This window comes from Hymenobacter aerilatus (genome assembly GCF_022921095.1).
Classification (GTDB): domain Bacteria; phylum Bacteroidota; class Bacteroidia; order Cytophagales; family Hymenobacteraceae; genus Hymenobacter; species Hymenobacter aerilatus.
Genome location: NZ_CP095053.1, coordinates 4,353,661 through 4,373,595, shown reverse-complemented (window position 1 = coordinate 4,373,595; position 19,935 = coordinate 4,353,661). Strand labels below are relative to the sequence as shown.

At 50.1% G+C, this 19,935-nt stretch carries 15 protein-coding genes; 4 read left to right on the top strand and 11 right to left on the bottom strand.

The genetic code is table 11. The features are described from left to right. Positions 1-158: 158 nt before the first annotated feature. Both MUN82_RS18305 and MUN82_RS18300 read left to right on the top strand, forming a co-directional pair. Entirely contained in the window at positions 159-2,213 is a 2,055-nt protein-coding gene (locus MUN82_RS18305; protein WP_245092748.1) for an AAA family ATPase, read from the top strand. Beyond that, positions 2,201-3,907: a UvrD-helicase domain-containing protein gene (locus MUN82_RS18300; RefSeq protein WP_245092747.1), complete on the top strand. Its 1,707-nt coding sequence runs from the start codon at positions 2,201-2,203 to the stop codon at positions 3,905-3,907. The genes MUN82_RS18305 and MUN82_RS18300 overlap by 13 nt, the downstream gene beginning before the upstream one ends. 114 nt (positions 3,908-4,021) lie before the next feature. On the opposite strand, the gene lpdA is transcribed toward MUN82_RS18300, so the two are convergent. The 7 genes from lpdA to MUN82_RS18265 all read right to left on the bottom strand — a co-directional run bounded on the left by lpdA (position 4,022) and on the right by MUN82_RS18265 (position 10,834). Next, positions 4,022-5,428, bottom strand: coding sequence for a dihydrolipoyl dehydrogenase (gene lpdA, locus MUN82_RS18295; protein ID WP_245092745.1), 1,407 nt, complete (start codon positions 5,426-5,428; stop codon positions 4,022-4,024). A 225-nt stretch (positions 5,429-5,653) separates the two neighbouring features. Next, complete coding sequence (locus MUN82_RS18290) at positions 5,654-5,956, bottom strand: hypothetical protein (protein ID WP_245092744.1); 303 nt, start codon at positions 5,954-5,956, stop codon at positions 5,654-5,656. A gap of 191 nt (positions 5,957-6,147) precedes the next feature. Then, positions 6,148-6,852: a carboxypeptidase-like regulatory domain-containing protein gene (locus MUN82_RS18285; protein WP_245092742.1), complete on the bottom strand. Its 705-nt coding sequence runs from the start codon at positions 6,850-6,852 to the stop codon at positions 6,148-6,150. Positions 6,853-6,942: 90 nt separating this feature from the next. Continuing rightward, positions 6,943-7,383 (bottom strand): hypothetical protein, encoded by a 441-nt coding sequence (locus MUN82_RS18280; RefSeq protein WP_245092740.1) that lies wholly within the window; start codon positions 7,381-7,383, stop codon positions 6,943-6,945. A gap of 144 nt (positions 7,384-7,527) precedes the next feature. Continuing rightward, complete coding sequence (locus MUN82_RS18275) at positions 7,528-7,908, bottom strand: hypothetical protein (protein WP_245092738.1); 381 nt, start codon at positions 7,906-7,908, stop codon at positions 7,528-7,530. 418 nt (positions 7,909-8,326) lie between these two features. Beyond that, on the bottom strand, positions 8,327-9,040 hold the full coding sequence (locus MUN82_RS18270; RefSeq protein WP_245092736.1) for a Crp/Fnr family transcriptional regulator: 714 nt from the start codon (positions 9,038-9,040) through the stop codon (positions 8,327-8,329). Positions 9,041-9,169: 129 nt separating this feature from the next. Further along, a complete protein-coding gene (locus MUN82_RS18265) occupies positions 9,170-10,834 on the bottom strand; it encodes a M1 family metallopeptidase (RefSeq protein WP_245092734.1) in 1,665 nt (554 codons plus the stop codon). Positions 10,835-11,284: 450 nt separating this feature from the next. Here MUN82_RS18265 and MUN82_RS18260 point away from each other — a divergent pair, with 450 nt between their 5' ends. Beyond that, on the top strand, positions 11,285-11,641 hold the full coding sequence (locus tag MUN82_RS18260; protein ID WP_245092733.1) for a group III truncated hemoglobin: 357 nt from the start codon (positions 11,285-11,287) through the stop codon (positions 11,639-11,641). Between the two features lie 81 nt (positions 11,642-11,722). Here MUN82_RS18260 and odhB read toward each other — a convergent pair whose 3' ends face one another. From odhB to MUN82_RS18245, 3 genes are all read right to left on the bottom strand, one after another. Continuing rightward, entirely contained in the window at positions 11,723-13,384 is a 1,662-nt protein-coding gene (gene odhB, locus MUN82_RS18255; RefSeq protein WP_245092732.1) for a 2-oxoglutarate dehydrogenase complex dihydrolipoyllysine-residue succinyltransferase, read from the bottom strand. Positions 13,385-13,473: 89 nt separating this feature from the next. Next, a complete protein-coding gene (locus MUN82_RS18250; protein ID WP_245092731.1) occupies positions 13,474-16,401 on the bottom strand; it encodes a 2-oxoglutarate dehydrogenase E1 component in 2,928 nt (975 codons plus the stop codon). A 228-nt stretch (positions 16,402-16,629) separates the two neighbouring features. After that, the gene (locus tag MUN82_RS18245; protein ID WP_245092730.1) at positions 16,630-17,832 is read right to left on the bottom strand and encodes an SMP-30/gluconolactonase/LRE family protein; all 1,203 of its coding nucleotides are present in this window, start codon (positions 17,830-17,832) and stop codon (positions 16,630-16,632) included. Between the two features lie 496 nt (positions 17,833-18,328). On the opposite strand from MUN82_RS18245, the gene MUN82_RS18240 reads away from it, so the two are divergent. Further along, positions 18,329-18,859 carry an RlpA-like double-psi beta-barrel domain-containing protein gene (locus MUN82_RS18240; RefSeq protein WP_245092729.1) on the top strand — a complete coding sequence of 177 codons (531 nt, stop codon included), beginning with the start codon at positions 18,329-18,331 and terminating at the stop codon, positions 18,857-18,859. On the opposite strand, the gene MUN82_RS18235 is transcribed toward MUN82_RS18240, so the two are convergent. Further along, positions 18,852-19,889, bottom strand: a complete 1,038-nt coding sequence (locus MUN82_RS18235; RefSeq protein WP_245092728.1) for a hypothetical protein — start codon at positions 19,887-19,889, stop codon at positions 18,852-18,854. The two genes, MUN82_RS18240 and MUN82_RS18235, sit on opposite strands and share 8 nt — an antisense overlap. Positions 19,890-19,935: the final 46 nt, after the last annotated feature.

Here is a 19,935-nt window from a genome sequence, read left to right as displayed (position 1 = left end):
CTCGCACTACCTAACAAAATTGCCTTTCGGGGTGGCTCTTTTTTGTGGAGAATCAGCGCTTGCTGGGAGTAACCTCTCTAAGCTGGCTCTAATAAATTCTACACTAAACTAGCAGCACTCACTTTTAACAACTCACATTAAACTTCAAGATAAAACCCATGTTTATTTCTAAGATCAACATAAAAGGCTTCAGAAATTTTAATCAAACAGAAGTCCAATTCAAAGACGGGTTCAATATAATAATTGGACATAATAATGCAGGAAAAACCAACTTACTAAAAGCCTTATTCTTGGTACTAGACTGTCAAAGCAGTAAAAGATTAGAGCTTGACGATTTTTATAATAACAGCAGTCTATCTGATTTAAAAACTAGTCCACCTGAAATAATTATATCATTGACTATATCACAGAGTCAAGACGAGACCTTAAACTCAGACGACTTAGTGACAGTATCGAAATGGCTCACAAACATTAATAGCCCATATGAAGCTCAGCTAACATACAAATTTTTTCTACCCGAGAAAGAGAGAGCAAATTACATTAACGAAGTATCTAGCGCAACTGACATTGAAACAGTTTGGCAGATAATAAGACATGATTTTCTTAGACTTTACACTGCAAAGATATTTTGTGGTGATCCACGACTCAATACTGTCGCAGATAACGAATCACTGCAAAAATTTGATTTTCATTTTCTAGACGCTATTAGAGATGTAGAAAGAGATATGTTAACAGGTAAAAGCGCGCTTTTACGAGAAGTATTAGCATTTTTTATTGACTATGATATTAAGAATGATATTAACAAAACCGATGATAACAAAAAAGGCGAAATAAAACAACGCAAAAAGGACTTTTCTACAAAAGCAGCTGCACTAATACTAGAGCTGCAAGACAGAATGGTTGCAGGAAAGCAACACATGCTTTCCTACGCAGAAGAAACGGGAGCATCTTTTAACAAATCAAAGCCCAACTTTGATGGAAGCATATCAGATATCGAATTATTTACCGCATTGAAGCTAATTATAGAACATGACACAGGGCTCAAAATACCAGCAACTCACAATGGATTAGGATACAACAATTTGATTTATATTTCTCTCTTATTAGCAAAAATGCAAATTAATTCTGATGGAAATTATTTAGGAAGTAATGCAAAGATTTTTCCTGTTTTGGCAATAGAAGAACCTGAAGCACATCTACACCCAGCCATGCAATACAAATTTTTAAAATTTCTGAAAAATAATTTAAAAGACACTAAAAAAGCTAGACAAATATTCATTACAACGCATTCCACACAAATAGCATCGGCTATTTCATTAGATGAAATAATTTGTATATACAGCCATGGTAATGAAACAAAAATAGGTTATCCAGGAAAAGCATTTCCCAATAACAGTGAAGGCAACAAATCTAAAGCTTATGTACAAAGATTTTTTGATGCAACTAAATCAGACATGCTATTTGCAAACAAGGTGATTTTAGTCGAAGGAATTGCAGAACAGCTTATTTTGTCCATATTAGCAGATTACTTAGGCAAGTCATTAGAGGACAACCACGTAGCTGTTATCAATGTAGGAGGCAGGTATTTTGAGCACTTCCTAACTATGTTTAATAGCTTAAATACAGCCACAATCAATAAGAAGATTGCATGTTTAACAGATAGAGATCCTATAAGAAAGGATAAAACCAAATCTACTTTCACCGCATGCTACCCTATTGAATTCAACGTTGATAATACCAAGTACGAATACAGAGAACATTCGTCTCAAAGCCTAACCAAATACCAATCTCATGCTAATATTCGTTTTTTTAGCCAAGACGCTAATATCGGAAAAACATTTGAATATGATTTAATTTTACACAATCCAAGCCTACAGTTGTTAATAACTGATTCAACAAACAATAAAGGAGAGCTCATCAATTTAATGCAATGCTATAAGCAAAACAAACCATTAGCCGATTACATATCCTGTTTAAGAAGCAGTGTAGAAAATAAGAGATTAGAAGATGGCGTAGCATCAAACATGAATTGGAATGACGACCAGAAGAAAAAGGCAATAATTGCTACTAGATATTTAAACTCTATTGGCAAAGGTGAGAATGCTCTTGAATTGGCGCACATCCTAGATAAAAACTTTCAACAGAGCACACCTGAAGCATTTGTTGTTCCCACGTACATAAAAGATGCTATTGACTGGATATGCCAACCATAACAATTGATTCAAATAGTTCGATTGACATCGAACAACATTTCCGTGTGAGTGCGGGTCCCGGCGCAGGAAAGACGCACTGGTTAATCAACCATATAAAGAACGTATTACATGAGTCAAAAAGGCTCCAAAAGACTAGAAAGATAGCATGCATTACTTATACTAATATTGGTGCTGAAACTATTAAAGCACGGCTTGGAATAGCATCTATACAAGTAGAAGTAGATACTATACACAGTTTCCTATATGAACATGTCCTAAAACCATATCTCAGTTTTATTGATACTGCTCATGGTTTATGCATTGAAAGAGTCAGAGGCCATGACGACGAGATAATACGTAATTATGGATTTTTAGATAAATGGAAAATAAAAACGAAGCAAACCAGAATACCCCCAAAAGATAACCTTGAGTTAATATATGCTCTTCAAAAAGCTCAATGGAAGTTAAACACTAACGGCGAACTGGTGATAAGCGCTTCTCAACAAAAAGTTGGAACTCATTATCTTAAAACTTCATCATATTATGATTACAAAACAATGGCGTGGGCCAAAGGCGTATTACATCACGATGATGTATTATTCTTTAGTTATGACCTAGTTATCAAACATCCGTTCATTTTAGATGTACTAAGAGCAAAATTCCCCTATTTTTTTATTGATGAATTTCAAGACACAAATCCTATTCAAACTAAAATATTAAAACTCATAGGTAACAAAGAATCAATAATAGGAGTTATTGGCGACAAGTCACAGTCAATTTATGGCTTTCAGGGAGCAAATTACGACACCTTTGACTCTTTTGATTTGAATGGAATTGTCAACTATCAAATACTTACAAATAGAAGAAGCACTAACCAGATTATTGATTTACTCAACACTATTAGAAAAGACATAAACCAATCAAAATTCAAAAACCAAAGCGGACCAGTACCAGTTATTTTAGTTGGCAGCATGAAATCAGCTTTGACACGTGCACAAGCCATTTGCAGCAATGAATTGATTCACTCATTAACTTATCGAAATATAGTAGCAAACACTATAAAAAAACAGGCTAACGAAACCACAGTCGACAAAGAGCTCCTTGATAAGCTCATGGAAATAGACAGGCCAAGTTCGAGCAACAAGTATAGAAGTTCGTCAATTACAGCCCTCATTAAAGCAACAGAATTAGCCATTGAAGGTCGATTTAAAGATAGCATTAGAATATTAGAAAAAGCGTTCAAAGCAAAGCCAGATCTAGAAGCCACAGGCAATAATATAATCCATATAATACATCTACTAAATAGATACGAAGAATTTAAAAACAAAACCTTATACGAATATTATCTTTTTATAAAAAATGAAATAGGAATTAATATGTCTAATTTACGAGAAGGCGGAATTGCAAGAGACTTCTATGATGGTCATACATATAAGGATTTAGCACTATGTGTTAATATTCCAGATGACAATGGATTATTTAGAACAATACATAAGTCTAAAGGCGCAGAATTCGACAATGTATTACTAATCCTCGACACTGAAAGCAATTTAACATTTATAACAAATCCAGATTTAACGAAGGAGCAACACCGTGTCAGATACGTAGCAGTCAGCAGAGCTAAAAACAGACTTTTTATTACAGTGCCTACATTATCAGAAGAAAACAGTTTAATATTATCCAAAATGGGACTTGATATTGAAACACTCACTTAAACTTAATATTAAACGCAACACTACATGCCCTATTTTCCTTATCTTATAAAACCAAAAGAGGCTGTAACTCCTAGGAGCTGCAGCCTCTTTTGAGTTTCTATCGCAAGCGCAGGATTACATGTGGATAGCCCGGTTCTCCGTAGCAGCTAGGCAGGCTTCCTTCATGGCTTCGGCGTAGGTGGGGTGGGCGTGGCTCATGCGGGCTACGTCTTCGGCGGAGGCGCGGAACTCCATGGCCGTTACGGCTTCGGCAATCAGGTCGGCGATGCGGGGGCCAATCATGTGCACACCCAGGATTTCGTCGGTTTCCTTGTCGGCCAGCACTTTCACGAAGCCGTCGAGGTCCATGGAGGCACGGGCGCGGCCCGAGGCACGGAAGGGGAAATTGCCGGTTTTGTAGGCCTTGCCCTGCTCCTTTAGTTGCTCCTCCGTATAGCCTACCCCAGCCACTTCGGGCCAGGTATATACTACCCCCGGAATGAGAAGGTAGTTGACGTGAGGCTTCTGGCCGGCCATGGTTTCGGCCACGAACACGCCTTCTTCCTCGGCCTTGTGGGCTAGCATAGCACCGCGCACCACGTCGCCGATGGCGTAGATGCCGGGCGTGGTGGTTTGCATGTGCTCATCTACCTTAATGCGGCCGCGTTCCTCAAGTTGCACGCCAGCGGCTTCCAGGTTCAGGCCCTCGGTGTAGGGTGCACGGCCCACGGCTACCAGGCAATAGTCGCCTTCCAGCTTAATTTCCTCACCCTTGGGGTTGGTGGCAGTTACGGTCACGGCGTCGCCCTCGCGGGTAGCGCCGGTTACTTTGTGGCTGAGGTAGAACTCGATGCCAATTTTGCCCAGGATACGCTTCAGCTCCTTGCCGAGGGCGCGGTCCATGGTCGGAATCAGCGAGTCTAGGAACTCTACTACCGATACTTTGGCACCCAGACGAGCATATACAGAAGCCATTTCCAGCCCGATTACGCCGCCGCCAATCACAATCATGTGCTTGGGCACCTCGCGGATGTTCAGGGCCTCGGTGCTGGTGATGATGCGTTGCTTATCCTGCTTGATGAAGGGTAGGACGGTAGGCTTGGAACCCGAGGCAATAATCACCTTTTTGGTTTCAATCTGCTGCTCCTCGCCGCCTTCCGTCGGCGTAATCTTGATGTGGGTTTTGTCGACAAATGAACCGACGCCCTTTATAACGTCGATTTTGTTCTTCTTCATCAGGAACTGAATGCCGTCGGTGTTGGCTTTCACCACGCCGTTCTTGCGGTCAATCAACTGGTTCATGTTGATCTGCAAGTCACTCAGCTCAATACCATGTTCCTTGAAGGTGGTATGGGCATTGTGGTAATGTTCCGTCGAATCGAGCAGGGCTTTGCTGGGAATACAGCCCACGTTCAGGCAGGTACCGCCTAGGGTAGGGTACTTCTCGATGAGGGCGGTTTTCATCCCTAGCTGAGCGCAACGGATGGCAGCCACGTAGCCCCCCGGTCCGGAGCCGATAACGGTAACGTCGTATTGATTCATGATGCGGTGAATTCGTTGGTAGTCAACAGAGGCGAAGGTACGGAAGAAACCGGAGGCAGAAACAGCTGCCTACCGGAAACGCACCAATTGCGCAGGGTAGGGCAAGCCGCTATCATTTACAGTCAGTTGATAATTGTTGCACTTGAAGTAGGCCCTCCTAATACAAGCGCCTCTCCCGTTGGTGGGAGAGGCGCTTAACTATAATCAGTAGTTGAATAGAGCCTATCAATTCGACAACACCGATGGCTGTAATTGCCCGCGCAGTTGTTCGCGCACGAGGCCCAGGTTAATAGAATCTTTTTCTCCTACCAGATATAAAAATTGTTGCCGACCGGGTAGCATTCGCACCAAGTGTAATTGTGTGGTTAGCAGAAAAGAAATTTCTTCCACTGCTTCCTCCTCTAAGTGGTGCACGGCCAATTGTTGGTACCGAAACAGGGTAGCACCATGCGAAGCAGCTACCTGTGGCACAACATCGTCGAGACCTGACCAGCCAGCCCGGCAACGGCCATCGGCTATGTCAGCCACGGCTGCTAACCGCAATGATGGCAAGGCCGCCAGGACCTGATGCACTAACTGCTCCGCCAGAAAATCAGGCGGAGCAGCTAGTTTGTTTATTTTCGATAGCCCGGATTGACGGGAAGCTTTTCTGCGGTAATTCTTGGGTTTCACTCGAACAAGATACTACTAGCTCCCGCAGAATTGACGTTGGGCAGCGCTTAGAAAGACCACCAGTGGCGCTTGGTTTTCTCGCTGGGTAGCAGCGTTACGTCGGCGCTGGCGTCGGATACTTTTATCTCTTCGTCCTGGTAGCCACCGTAGCCATATTTCAGCGAGCTGGTGCCGACTGGCACGTGCAGCACATATTCGCCAGCGGCATTGGTAACGGCAATCTGGCGGCTGCCAGGCTGCATCACGGTAGCACCGGGTAGGGGCTTGCCGTTTTCGTTCAGGATACGGCCCTGTACCATAATCATCCGCTTGGACGATGCTGCGGCCGCCATAGAAGCAGTGTTGCTGGCCAGCGCCTCGGCAGTGGCTCCGGCGGTAGCTGTTTCATTCACAGCCGAAAAGGTAGAGTTGCTGGTGCGTACACCGGGTAAGCTGGTACCGGCAAACACCATGGAGCCTACTAGCACGGCGGAAGCTACCATAGAGGTGGCACGGCGCCGGAAACGTACGGGCTCGGCCCGGATGTATTGAATCTGTTTTTGTACCCAGGTAGGGGCAACTTCCACCTCGTCGGTGGCTTGCAGTTCCTGCCAACGCGTAATGGTATCGTGCGCCACGTCGGCATCCCGACGCAGATAGTTTTCTACGGCCCGGGCAGAAGAGCGGCTCAGGTCGCCGTTCAGATAAGCATCCCGATATACCGGCAGCAGCTCACCGGTTTGGGGGTCGAAGGGAGATGCGGTAAGTTTCATACCATAAAATGTATTAGGGTGAGAAATAGGGAAATTGAAATCGTTAGAAAAAGGATAAGAAATAGAATAAAGGTGTAGGCGGAGGGGCTATTACTCGCAGGAACGCATAACCTCGCGGGCAATACCCAGGTTGGTGTCGCGGCTTTCGACAGCCACGTAGAGAAACTGTTGCTGATTGGTTAGTATGCGCAGCAAGTGCAACTGAGTAGGCAGGGTAATCACGATTTCCTCCAGTTGTTCGTCAGAGCCAGGTTGCAAAGCAGTCAATACTTTATACTGCTCGCGCACCAACGATGCGTTGTACCCTGCAACCTTGGTGGGATTGAAGTCCCGGGAGGTCATGTAGGTTGCCATGGCCTGGCCCGTTTCTATCTGCACCACGGCCGCCGCTACCAGTTCGGGTAGGCCTTCCAGTACGCGCTGCAGTATCTGGGCGGCTTCCTGGTGCTCTGGGTTGTTGCCGGCCGGTACTACTTTGTTGATGGTTGCGCCGGAAAGAGACTGAAGACGATTAAGGAAAGGAATTTGCATGATGGCCTGCGAAAACTCACTGTGTTGTCGTTCTATATACGAACAACTTGTACACAGGTCACTGCTGGCTTATCGCAGCTGAAGAGTTGGTCTGAGCACATACGTGGCTGTGCGCTTCCCATGCCGCCAGCAGGAGGAGGAAAACTAATTGAGCTGTGCGGCGTGCTGGCGTAGTACTTCGCGGGCAATAGCTAGGTTGGTGTCGCGGGCGTTTACAACCAAGTAGATAAACTTATTGCCGGCTTCTGTCAGCTTCAGCAAGTGCAACTGGTTGGTGAGGGAGATGAGAATATCTTCTATTTTCTCACCGTTCAGCTTCAGCGCAGCCATAGCCTTCTGCTTCTGCTTCACCACCTCCGTATTATAAGCGGCGGCCGTATCGGGGTTGATGTTTTGCACGTTGGAGTGCGAGGCCAAGCTCATACCCGAGTTTACGTCCACCACGGCTACGGCCAGTAGGGAGGGCAAATCATCGATAACGTCTTGTATTACTTTTCCTGCGGGATTATTGACTGAGTAAGCCATTGAAACAAACGGATAAGAGGGGAAGGGAAACAATCCACTTCGGTCAACCTCCACCCTAGTTCGAACATCCTGATCAGGCCCACGCGTTGGCCTAGTTGCTGATAATCAGAAGCAGAAGGAAAGTAGCCGAAGAACTGTCTGTATGATGTTGAACACCAAAAAAGCAGACTGACTTGCTCTACAAAACTCCCCCGATTCTGTTGCCTAAAAAATGATAGTTATCAGCTTAAGAAATGATTGTTATCATCTTTTTCCCGCCCGTTCGATTATGGGACACCAATATGGGAAAAAGGTGTCAGAACTCCACTATTTGCCTACTCCTTTAGACAAAAAATCCCCGGCAACTATGTTTACCGGGGACACTTACGAGAAGAAACGGGATATAGTTTCGTGAAATCAGAAAAATTAAAAAATATTCTTATTCGTAGAGTGAAGATAGGTGCATGAGCTTTTCCAAGTTCAACACGGTGATGCGGCTACCCCGGGTTGCTACTAGACCTTCTTCTCTAAATTCCGACAGGAGCCGGCTAGCCGTTTCTTTGGCAGTACTCGTTAGGGCAGCCAAGTCTTCGCGCGTGATGGGAATACTGAAACGCGTGTCGGTAGCAGGCCGAAACAGCTCGTATAGCAGTAGTAATGCCTCGGCCAGTCGACCACGTACAGGCTTGAACGCGGCATGCATCATTCGTTCTTCCAACCTACCCAAGTCTTTGGCTAACAACGTAGTGAGCGCCGCTGAGAACTGCGAATTTTGCTTGATAACGCTGAAAAAATCGGGCCGTGGGATAAGGCAAACTACACAGTCGTTGAGGGCAATGGCGGAAGTAGTGGCCACGTTTCCGACCATCAGAGAACGGTAGCCCAAAGCATCGCCCTCCTGTGCCAGACGCATAATCTGTTCCTTGCCGTCGCTGCTGATGCGAGACACTTTCACCTTACCCTGATGAATGCAGTACAGACCAGACAAACGATTATTAGTCTGAAAAATAGTCTGGCCCTTCTTATAGCACTGTGATATTTTGCTGGTAGAAATTAATTCCAGCTCTTCCTTCTGGCACGTGCCCATTAAGGACTGACTCAGATACGGGCAATTCTGACAGCTGGTAGGAGCTGTTTTATAGGGTGCTGCCATAGGAAATCACGTTGTGCAAAACTTCATACATCGCCCGTACCAGGGCTATCCGCAGAAGCTAAACAGCTAAAATGATACCACCCATGTAACTATTTCATAATCAATAGAAAGCATCCTACTACTTTTCCCTTATTCGATCAGCACGCCTACATAGTGATTGAATGTGTCTACCTCTAGGTTGTCGCGGGTGGCGCCGGGTAGGGCCACGGGTTGCATACGGGTAGTAGGCGTGATGAATTGGTACTCACTACCCTTGGTACGGATTCGCACAGGCATAGTAAAATCAGGGGCATCGGCAATCCAGCGAGCCAACAGTTGATTTTCGGTCATCCGCAGTTCCAGCACAGGTAAGGTGGCGTGGCGCAGGTATTGGTCAAAAACGGGCGTGAGGTCGCGGCCCATTTGCTGATTGAAATAACTGACGATTTGTGGAGTCGTAACGGTTTGGTGATAAAACGTCTGCCCCAAACCACGCAGCAATTGCCGCCATTTGGCGTCATCGTTGAGGATGGTACGCAGCATGTTCAGCATGTTGGCGCCCTTATCATACATGTCGCTGGAGCCTTCCGTATTCACACCATAGGGACCGATAATGGGCTTGTCGTTCTGAATGTTGCGGCGCTGGCCATGCAGGTATTCCTGCCCCGCTTGCTTGCCAAACAGGCTTTCCACAAACAATGACTCAGAATAGGTAGTGAATGACTCGTGCACCCACATGTCGGCAATGTCCTTGGTGGTGATGTTGTTGCCGAACCACTCGTGCCCACTTTCGTGGATGATGATAAAATCCCACTTGCTTCCCCAGCCCGTACCCGAGCGGTCTTGGCCAAGGTAGCCGTTGAGGTATTTGTTGCCATAAGCCACGGCGCTCTGGTGCTCCATACCCAGGTGCGGCGCATCGACGAGCTTATATCCGTCTTCGTAGAAAGGGTAGGGGCCAAACCAGCTTTCCATCGATTTCAGCATGGGCTTGACATTGGCCGCAAACTGTTTTTTAGCCTTTGTTAGGTTTTCGGGCAGCACCCAATAATCGAGCGTCAGCTTGCCCTTCTCACCCTGGTAGGTGTCGCCGAAGTGCTGGAAGTCGCCCACATTCAGGGCCACATCGTAGTTGTTGATGGGGTTGCGCACGGCCCAGTCGAAGCGGGTAGCGCCGTCCTTTAGGGTAGTGACTTTGCGCAGGCGGCCGTTGGATATGTCTTTTAGCCCCTTCGGCACCGTCACGCTAATGAGCATGCTATCTACCTCATCAGCCTGCTGGTCTTTAGTAGGCCACCAGATACTAGCCCCTACCCCTTGGCAAGCCGAGGCTACCCAGGGTTTGCCGGCGGCATCCTGTGCGTATACCAGGCCGCCATCCCAAGGCGCATGCTCGGCCACAGTAGGTTGTCCAGAGTAGTATACTGTAAACTCTTCCCGGCTACCCTGCTTGATAGGCTGCGGAAAGGTGACAAACACTGCATTTGCCTCGCGCGTGAATGGCACCACCTTGCCTTTATACTCTACTTTCTCCACCGCCAGGTTGGCAAACAGATCGAATTGCAGACGCGTGAAGTCACGCGTGGCCGTAAACCGAAACAGGTTGCTACCGCTCAGGAAACGTTTGGCGGGGTCTACGCGCACGTCGAGGTGGTAGTAGTTCAGGTCGTAGCAGGTGCGCAGGGGGCTGTCGATGTTGCCGCGCAGAGAATCGGCACGAGTAAAAGCCGAGGGCTTGGGTTGCAATAGCTGGGCCGATGCCGAGCCGGACAGACCTAGGGCAGCAATTATTAGAACACTTAGGAAGGGACGCATAGGAGCAAGGTAGGCAGAAAGCTAGTTTCCGCGCATCAATGGTATAACAGGCCCTTTTCCTACACTTGTCGTTTGTGCAGTATACAGTTTACGTTTCCCTGTTTTAGGCTCAATAATTACACTCGAAAACTGTCACTGCCTAGCCTAAGATGCTCCGTTTAGAAAGGAACAGAAAAAGGCACGTGAGACTGGATAAAGTAGTACTACGAGAAAATAGAAACCTACCTCGGTTGCTTGCAGCCACAAAAAGGGACTTATATCTATAATAAACTGTTGAGCAAACAATTACCCAACGAGTTTAACTTTACAGATAATTTCATCAATAAAACTTTATTAATAATATATATAACTTTTAAGTCAAATCATTTGTATCTTCGATACCGCAACTTCCGCCTCTTAATCACGTATCTCAGAAGTACAATCATCCATAATTAACCTTCCCTGAAAGCTATGGCTACTACCACTTTGCCCGACATCCGTACGGAAGGGGACATCAAGACCCTGGTCGACTCGTTTTGCCAGCACCTCTACAATGATGAGGTACTAGCCCCGGCTTTCAACGCCATGGCACGCATTCACTGGCCCTACCACCTTACCTCCATGTATCAGTACTGGAGCAGCACGTTGCTGAGTGGCAGAACGGATGTTAACAGTGAAGCTATTCCTCACAATTTGGTTCTACCCGTCACTAGCCCGCATTTTCAGCGTTGGGTGAATTTATTCTATGGTACAGTAGCCGAACATTTTTCCGGCTCAAAAGCGGAGGAAGCCAAACTGAAAATGATGAGCATGGCATCGCGTGCCTAGTTTGCTTTAGTCTTTTCATTATAAATGAAACGGCCCCGCACCTATTAGATGCGGGGCCGTTTTGTTACAGCGCTTCCTACCCTACACTCCCAGCAGCAAGCGCGTGGGGTCTTCGAGTAGCTCCTTTACGCGCACCAGGAACGATACCGACTCGCGGCCGTCGATGATGCGGTGGTCGTAGCTCAGCGCCAGGTACATCATGGGACGAATCACTACTTGTCCGTTTTCGGCTACAGGACGCTGAATAATGTTGTGCATACCCAGAATGGCCGACTGCGGCGCGTTGATAATGGGCGTGCTCATCATAGAGCCGAATACACCGCCGTTGGTGATGGTGAACGTGCCACCGGTCATCTGCTCGATGGTCAGCTTGTTGTCGCGAGCTAGGCCAGCGAGGCGCACAATTTCCTTTTCGATACCATCGAACGACAACTCCTCTGCGTTGCGAATCACAGGCACCACCAGACCTTTAGGGGCAGATACTGCAATGCTGATGTCGCAGAAATCGTTGTATACGATGTCACCGCCGTCGATTTGCGCATTCACAGCAGGCCACTCTTTCAGGGCTACACATACTGCTTTGGTGAAGAACGACATGAAGCCGAGGCCCACCGAGTGCTTCTCCTTGAACTTGTCTTTGAACTTGTTGCGCAAGTCCATGATGGGTTGCATGTTCACCTCGTTGAAAGTGGTGAGCATAGCCGTTTCGTTCTTCACTGATACCAAGCGGCGGGCCACCGTCTTGCGCAGGTTGCTCATCCGCTCGCGGCGCGAGTTGCGGTTGCCAGCGGCGGTTTCGGTGGTAGCTGGGGTAGGCGCAGATGCTGCTGGCGCAGGAGCGGCCTGCGGGGCAGGAGCAGCAGGCTTGGCCTGCGCATTCTGAGCATCTTCCTTGGTGATGCGGCCGTCGCGGCCGGTGCCTTGCACATTGGCAGCGTCGATGCCTTTCTCACCTAGAATCTTGCCAGCAGCCGGCGAAGGTGTGCCTGTGGCGTAGGAAGTAGTTCCGTTGCTGGTAGCAGGCTGTGATGCAGCAGGTGCCGCCTGCGCGGCGGCCGGAGCCGCGGCTGGAGTGGCTGGCGCGCTACCACCGCCACCTTCGATGCGGGCTACTATAGTGCCAATGGCAATGGTTTCGCCCTCGCCTACGGCGTGACGCAGTGTGCCTGCCGCTTCGGCGGGCAACTCAAACGTGGCCTTATCCGACTCTAACTCAGCAATTACCTCGTCGCGCTCTACCTGAGCACCGTCGGGCTTCAACCACTTCGATACGGTTACTTCCGTGATGGACTCGCCCACTGCCGGAATCTTCATTTCGGTGGCACCACCAGCGGGAGCCTCTGCCGAAGCAGACTCGGCAGACGGCGCGCCATTTTCAGGGGTGCCACCGTAGCCGGCCTGGTTGCTGGCTGTGGGATTTTCCTCGCCTTTGGAGATGGGGTCGTTGGCAGGTGCAGCGGCTTCTGTTGGTTTTGCAGCTTCTGAGGTAGCGTCTGCTGCCGGGGCATCAGCCCCACCGATTTCAGCAATCGTTGTTCCGATACCAATCGTTTCGCCTTCGGCTACTTGAATGCTCAACGTGCCATCGGCTTCGGCAGGTAGCTCAAAGGTGGCTTTGTCCGATTCCAGCTCGGCAATAATCTCGTCGCGCTTTACGGCTTCACCGTCTTTTTTCAACCATTTGGCAATGGTTACTTCCGTAATGGATTCGCCAACGGCGGGTATTTTGATTTCCAGACCCATAGGTGGGAGAGTTAAGGGTTATGGCTTGGTGGGATAAGCCTACCTACCGGGCTGCCAGTTGCATACTAGCTACCCGGTAGGCAGTTGAATTAATCGACCTTCTTGGCTTCTTCTACTGTTTCCTTGATGTTCTCATCGGCTACGGCCTCACGAGGTTTATCGAAAGCTCTGGCTATCAGATCTTTTTGCTCCTTCACGTGCACTTTATTGTAGCCGGTAGCCGGCGAGGCCGAGGCTTTGCGGGCCACCACATCTTCCAACTCACGGCGCATGAAGCGTAGCAGGTAGTTCCAGTAGCCCATATTTTCGGGTTCCTCTTGTACCCAGTAGATTTTCGCTTTCGGATACTTCGCCAGTTCGGCGTCCAGCTGCTTTTTGGGGAAGGGGTGCAGCTGTTCCATCCGAATGATAGCTACGTCGGTACGACCCGACTGTTGCTGCTCCTCCAGCAGATCGTAGTACACCTTGCCCGAGCACAGCAACACGCGTTTCACCTTCTTGGCGTCAGCGTAGTCATCACCGAGTACCTCTTCGAAGCGACCCGACGTGAAATCCTCCACCGGCGACACACACAGCGGGTGGCGCAGCATCGACTTAGGCGACATGACTACCAAGGGCTTGCGGAACTCCCAGGTCAGCTGACGGCGCAGGGCGTGGAAGAAGTTAGCAGGCGTGGTGATATTGGCTACTACGATGTTGTTCTCGGCGGCCAATTGCAGGAAGCGCTCAGGACGGGCGTTGGAGTGCTCTGGTCCCTGACCTTCGTAGCCGTGGGGTAGGAGCATTACTACGCCGTTCATGCGCTGCCACTTGCTTTCCGACGACACCACAAATTGGTCAATCATCGTTTGGGCGCCGTTGGCAAAGTCACCGAACTGGGCTTCCCATACTACCAGCGCGGTAGGGTTAGCCATGGCGTAGCCAAACTCGAAGCCCAGCACTGCATACTCACTCAGTAGCGAGTTGTAGATGCGCAGGTTTTCGTGGTCGCCCTTTAGATGGTTGAGCGAATTGTAAGGGGCCGAGGTTTCGGCGTCGTGTAGTACGGCATGGCGGTGGGAGAACGTGCCGCGCTGGCAGTCTTGGCCACTCACGCGCACAATGTGATTCTCGGCCAGCAACGAGCCGTAGGCCAGCAATTCGCCGGCGGCCCAGTTCAGCTGCCGCGTTTCGAAGAACATCTTGCGGCGCTCCTTCAGCAGGTTATCAATCTGCTTGAGTGGCTTAAAGCCTTCGGGCAAATTCGTTAGCGCCTCGCCTACCTTCTGCACTGTCTCTTCGCTCACGCCCGTTTCCGGCGACTGCTCGAAGTCCTGGGCAGTAGCGCGACGCAGGTTGCGCCATTGGTTCTCTAGCGTCTGATACTTATAGGGTAGGGGCTGTTGCTTTACTTGGTCGAGGCGGGCCTGCAGCAGGTCACGGAACTCACGGTCCATCTGCTTCGCCAGTTCTTCATCTACATCACCGCGCTCCACTAAGCGAGCGTTATAAATCTCGCGCGGGTTTTTGTGCTTCGAGATGATGTTGTAGAGGGTAGGCTGCGTGAACTTCGGCTCGTCCGACTCGTTGTGGCCGTGGCGGCGGTAGCACACCATATCTATGAAGATATCAGCGTGGAACTGCTGGCGGTACTCCGTAGCCAGACGCACGGCAAATACCACTGCTTCGGGGTCGTCGCCGTTTACGTGAATCACCGGCGCGTCGATAATCTTCGCCAGATCGGTGCTGTAGATAGACGAACGAGCGTCCTCGAAATCAGTCGTGAAGCCTACCTGGTTGTTGATAACGAAGTGGATGGTACCGCCTGTCTTGTAGCCTTCCAGCTGTGACATCTGCGTTACCTCATAGCCAATACCCTGGCCAGCTAAAGCGGCGTCGCCGTGGATGAGGATGGGTAGGATCTTATGATAGTCGTCCTGGTACTCGTGCTCAATCTTGGCGCGCACTAAGCCTTCTACCACGGGGTTTACCGCTTCAAGGTGTGAGGGGTTGGGTGCCAGCTTCAGGTTCACGCGGTGACCCGACTCGGTATCTACCTCCGACGAGTAACCCATATGATACTTCACATCGCCGTCGCCCATAGTCAGGTCAGGCTTGGCGGTGCCTTCGAACTCCGAGAAAATCTGCTCGTAAGTTTTGCCCATGATGTTGGCCAGCACGTTCAAGCGGCCGCGGTGCGCCATGCCAATCACCACCTCACGCACGCCCAGCTCGGCACCCTTCTCGATGATAGCATCGAGGGCCGGAATAGCCGTTTCGCCGCCTTCCAACGAGAAGCGCTTCTGCCCCAGAAATTTGGTATGCAGGAAGTTCTCAAACACCACCGCCTCGTTCAGCTTGCGCAGAATCCGTTTTTTGTAGTCAGCAGAGGGGTTGAAGTTCAGTGCGTCGTGCTCCGCCTTGGTCCGGAACCAGTCCAGTACCTGCGGGTCGCGGATGTACATGTATTCGAAGCCCACCGTACCCGTATAGATGGACTGCAAGCCAGCTATGATTTCGCGCAGGGTAGGCGCATCCCCCAGCCCCAAGATAGAGCCGTTGCGGAAAGACGTATCCAAATCAGCCTCACTCAAACCAAAAGTAGCCAAGTCGAGGCGAGCTTTGCGGTCTTTGCGCTGGCGCACCGGGTTGGTTTTGGCCAATAGGTGGCCGCGGCTGCGGTAGGCGTAAATCAGGTTGCGTACGGCAGTCTCCTTGTCCGGAGCAGCCTCATTGCTGTTGCGCAAGGCGCCGGCGCTATCGGTAGAAGCGCTGGTGTTCAGCACACCGTATCCTGGGCGTTGCTCAGGAATGGCTTCCAGGTTAGGCGCAGCAGGAGCAGGCGGCGTGGAAGAAGTAGCCGTTCCGGTGGTTGCAACAGGCGTTTCGCCGTCGGCGGGATACTGCTGCGAGAAGTCGAAACCCTCGAAGAACTTTCGCCAGCCGAAATCTACCGAATCGGGGTTCTGCTTGTACGCCTGGTACAGCTGATCGATATACTCGCCGTGTGCATTGGCGATATAGGAGTAAGCATCCATAGGTGGGGGTGAGGTAAGGGCGCTATGTAAGTGGAAAGCAAAAGTAAAGTACTTGAATAGAAGTCAAAAACTCATATTCGCATTTTCAAATTAGCCTATCTACCAAATAATTATCCTGAATTCATGCCACAGATCATATCTTCTTACGGGGTTATAGGCTATAAGTAATAAAAAAAAGCCTTTTCCTGACGGAAAAGGCCCTTAAAAAACGCAGGCATCCAGCTGTCTTTATTTTGGTAATCTCATTTTGAAGATGTGATACGGCTGGTCTTGCTGGCCAATGCCTTTGCTCCAGGTAGGCGTTTTGTGAATAGCAGAATTAGTGACGTATAACGTGGTACCATCGGCTGAGAATGCAAACGTATCCGGCCATTCCAGGCGTGGGTCCTGCACGATGGTTTCGATCTTGCCTGCTGGCGTACGACGTTTGATAGAATGGTCTTCAAAAGCTGTCAGGTACAGGTTGTTCTGCGCGTCTAGAATCATACCGTCGCAGGCGGGGACCTTGCCTAGGTCTTCAATTTGGACGGCTAGCTGCGCATCGCTTAGGCTGGCGTTGCGTAGCGCTTCCGTTTTAATGCGGTACAGACCGTAGCTGGTCAGCGGCTTCCAATAGAGGTACTGACCGTCGTGGCTGAGGGCAATACCATCGGCATTGAACTGGCCTTGTTTACCAGTAGGATCTACCAGTAGCTTACCATCGGCCTTGATATTCAGCGTGGTATCGCCCACCATCGATGGATGCTTCACCAGTAGCCGGCGCGCCTTGCCCGAGCTCAAGTCCACCACCACCAAGCTGCCCTCGCCCGACTCCGTGATATAGGCATAATTCTTCTGCGTGTCTACGCGCACATCGTTGAGGTAGGACTTACGCGGAGCCACGCTCTCGGGGAAGGCAACGTTCTGCACCACCGTATTGGTCTTGGGGTCAATTTTTACCAGCTTCGGGCCGCCGGGTACCGTGGCTTTCAGGCCGGGTGAGGCTGGATCAAGCACCCACAGCGACCCGGCGCGGTCGGCGTATACGCTTTGCGGGCAAATCCAATGCTTTTGCGGCTCGTTGCGCACTGTTTCGTTCCAGGTGCACCACGCCGCGTCGGGGTACGGCTTTAATGTATTATTTGCCCCTACCTCAGCAATGGGGTATATCGGGTTATTATCCCAGCGCGGAAAATCTCCAAATACGCGGCCATCAGGCAACACGGCTACCCCCACGATTTGGGGCTCACGGAAAGTGGCCACTATCTGTAGCGGGGAGTTGGCAGAGCCTTTAGGAGCTGCCGCCCGGCCTACCAGTTCTGTAGTGTCGCGGGTAGCAGCATCTTCTGCCGCAGTACCATTGGGGGCAGGAGAAGAGCAACTAGCGGCCAATATGGCCAATACTCCAACCGGCGCACCTACGCGGCGGGTAATGAGAAAGCACGAAAGCATAGACAGAAAATGGAGGTGAAGGGGAGAGATTGATAGAGCAGGAATTTCTCTTCATACGGTGCGCAGCAAGTGGCGTTATGATAGGATTGCGGCAATTTTCTGCCCTTGCTCAGCAACCCTATGGCCTATGCTTCGTACTATGGCACCTTGAAGGAAACAAATGCTGGCGATGCTTTGCTACTAACTATTTTAGCATGTCATTCACCGTCCTCATCTCGCATTGTGACAAAGGCCTGTTAGGCAGCGTCACAGGATTCAATTAATAAATAGTTGTATCTTTGCCAGCAATCAGGCGATAAACACCTTGTTTATTGTCAGCAACAAGCAGCAAAACCGCCTCTTTTCCTGCTCAACTACTGTATCCAGGCTTCCAATTCTCTTCTGAAAACACTGGCATTGCACGCACCTTACAGTGCAGAATGCCTTTCCTGTTAGCCGAAATTGGTCGGCTGCCTATCCTCTTCAGGCTAAGCAAGAGTCCACTAAAGCTACGTTGATGTCCATTGCTTTATTCCTGCTCACGTTTTTGTTTCCACCCCGTGTTGTGATGCAACCGGCGGCCCTACCCTCTACGGTAGCCCAGCTGAGCCCACGGCCGGTAGCCTTACTGCTGCCCCGGCCCGAACCCCTTACGTACCACGCCCCGCGGCGCATTGCGTCGTACCGAGTAACAGCCACCGTGTACTCTGCCCGAAAAAGCCAAACGGATAATCACCCGTTCATTACGGCCGATAACTCTCGCATCTCTCGTCATCACACTAGTAAACGACGCTGGATGGCCCTTTCCCGGGACATGCTGAAGCAGTGGGGTGGCAAGTTTGAGTACGGTGATTCGGTACAGGTGAAAGGCATTTCACCGAAGTTGGACGGTGTATACGTCATCCACGACACCATGAACCGGCGCCTGCACCGCACCATAGACCTGCTGGTGGGCCGCCACGAAAAAATCTACGGCAAGTGGGACGACGTGACCATCAAAAAGGTAGACGATACCCCGCCGCCCCTACCCGAGTGGCAGGCTAGTTAAGTCGGCTTTTATCTTCGGGGCGCTGCGCCAGTAACTCGGCTACGGCCTCCACCGACTGCGGATTGCCCGCCTCATCGTACAGAAAGCTACGTGGCTGCGCCGGATCTTGCATGATTTCGGCCAGTGGAATATGCCACGGCTTCCACATTTCCAGCAGCGCCTGACCATAGCCGCTGTTGTCCCAGGGGTTAAACACTGGCCCCGTCACATCATCTATCAGGGTATCCATCACCACGTGGTCGTCGCCGGCTTGCACGGGACGCGTGTAGTAATCAGGCACTACATTGAACAGGTAGGCTGCGTAGTATACGCGCGCTTTAAACTCAGCAATCTGGGCCGGGTGTAGCGGCCGTTGGGCTTGCTGGTAGATACCCCGCATAGCTTGCCGGATGATACCGTTATCTACCAGGCAGCTCGTAATCACCGCATTATCAAGTTTGATGCTGAACACCATGGTGGTCAGGTCATCGTCGTACTCGAAGGGTAGGGCGGGCTGGGCGGCATCGGTTTCTACGATGAATACTGAAGCCGGCGCAAAATCATCAAACTCGATGGGCACGCGCAGGGCTTGCAGCGTCTGAAAATACGCTTGGAAGCGGCGGAACATCTGCGCGTTTTCGGCCAGCGGGTAGCGCGGCTTGATCAGAGGATTCAACTCCGTGAGCAGCTCCGTGACTAGCACCCCGTAGAACATTTTGCCCAGCCAAAGAAACAGCGTTTTCTCGGGCAACGCCCGCAGGCCGTCCAGTCCGGCTGCAGCCGCTTCAGCTACCTGCGTCTCCAACGGCTCTACGTACTGAGTGCGGCAGCGGGCGCAGCACGAAATGGTAAGGTTTTGATAGGTAGTGATGCTTTGATCGAGCAGTCGAATAGGTCGATCAGCTAACTGGTAACGTTTCATCAGCCACGGCGCAAATACCGGCACTGTGTCGGTAGGGGGCGTGGTGGGTGTGCCGCACAAGAAGCATTGCTCGGGGCCAAAGCGCATGCCCTCGAAAGGGTCATAAAGGGTCAGATCAGAAAGTGCCATAGTGCTGTAACAAGCGAAACCGCAAAAGTACGGCGCTCATCGGCAT

Excerpts from the sequence above, each read along its gene's own strand:
- odhB (WP_245092732.1), bottom strand. The coding sequence starts at position 13,384 with ATGGGTCTGGAAATCAAAATACCCGCCGTTGGCGAATCCATTACGGAA.
- MUN82_RS18270 (WP_245092736.1), bottom strand. The coding sequence starts at position 9,040 with ATGGCAGCACCCTATAAAACAGCTCCTACCAGCTGTCAGAATTGCCCG.
- MUN82_RS18265 (WP_245092734.1), bottom strand. The coding sequence starts at position 10,834 with ATGCGTCCCTTCCTAAGTGTTCTAATAATTGCTGCCCTAGGTCTGTCC.
- MUN82_RS18275 (WP_245092738.1), bottom strand. The coding sequence starts at position 7,908 with ATGGCTTACTCAGTCAATAATCCCGCAGGAAAAGTAATACAAGACGTT.
- MUN82_RS18250 (WP_245092731.1), bottom strand. The coding sequence starts at position 16,401 with ATGGATGCTTACTCCTATATCGCCAATGCACACGGCGAGTATATCGAT.
- MUN82_RS18260 (WP_245092733.1), top strand. The coding sequence starts at position 11,285 with ATGGCTACTACCACTTTGCCCGACATCCGTACGGAAGGGGACATCAAG.
- MUN82_RS18285 (WP_245092742.1), bottom strand. The coding sequence starts at position 6,852 with ATGAAACTTACCGCATCTCCCTTCGACCCCCAAACCGGTGAGCTGCTG.
- MUN82_RS18280 (WP_245092740.1), bottom strand. The coding sequence starts at position 7,383 with ATGCAAATTCCTTTCCTTAATCGTCTTCAGTCTCTTTCCGGCGCAACC.
- MUN82_RS18240 (WP_245092729.1), top strand. The coding sequence starts at position 18,329 with ATGTCCATTGCTTTATTCCTGCTCACGTTTTTGTTTCCACCCCGTGTT.
- lpdA (WP_245092745.1), bottom strand. The coding sequence starts at position 5,428 with ATGAATCAATACGACGTTACCGTTATCGGCTCCGGACCGGGGGGCTAC.
- MUN82_RS18235 (WP_245092728.1), bottom strand. The coding sequence starts at position 19,889 with ATGGCACTTTCTGATCTGACCCTTTATGACCCTTTCGAGGGCATGCGC.
- MUN82_RS18300 (WP_245092747.1), top strand. The coding sequence starts at position 2,201 with ATGCCAACCATAACAATTGATTCAAATAGTTCGATTGACATCGAACAA.
- MUN82_RS18305 (WP_245092748.1), top strand. The coding sequence starts at position 159 with ATGTTTATTTCTAAGATCAACATAAAAGGCTTCAGAAATTTTAATCAA.
- MUN82_RS18245 (WP_245092730.1), bottom strand. The coding sequence starts at position 17,832 with ATGCTTTCGTGCTTTCTCATTACCCGCCGCGTAGGTGCGCCGGTTGGA.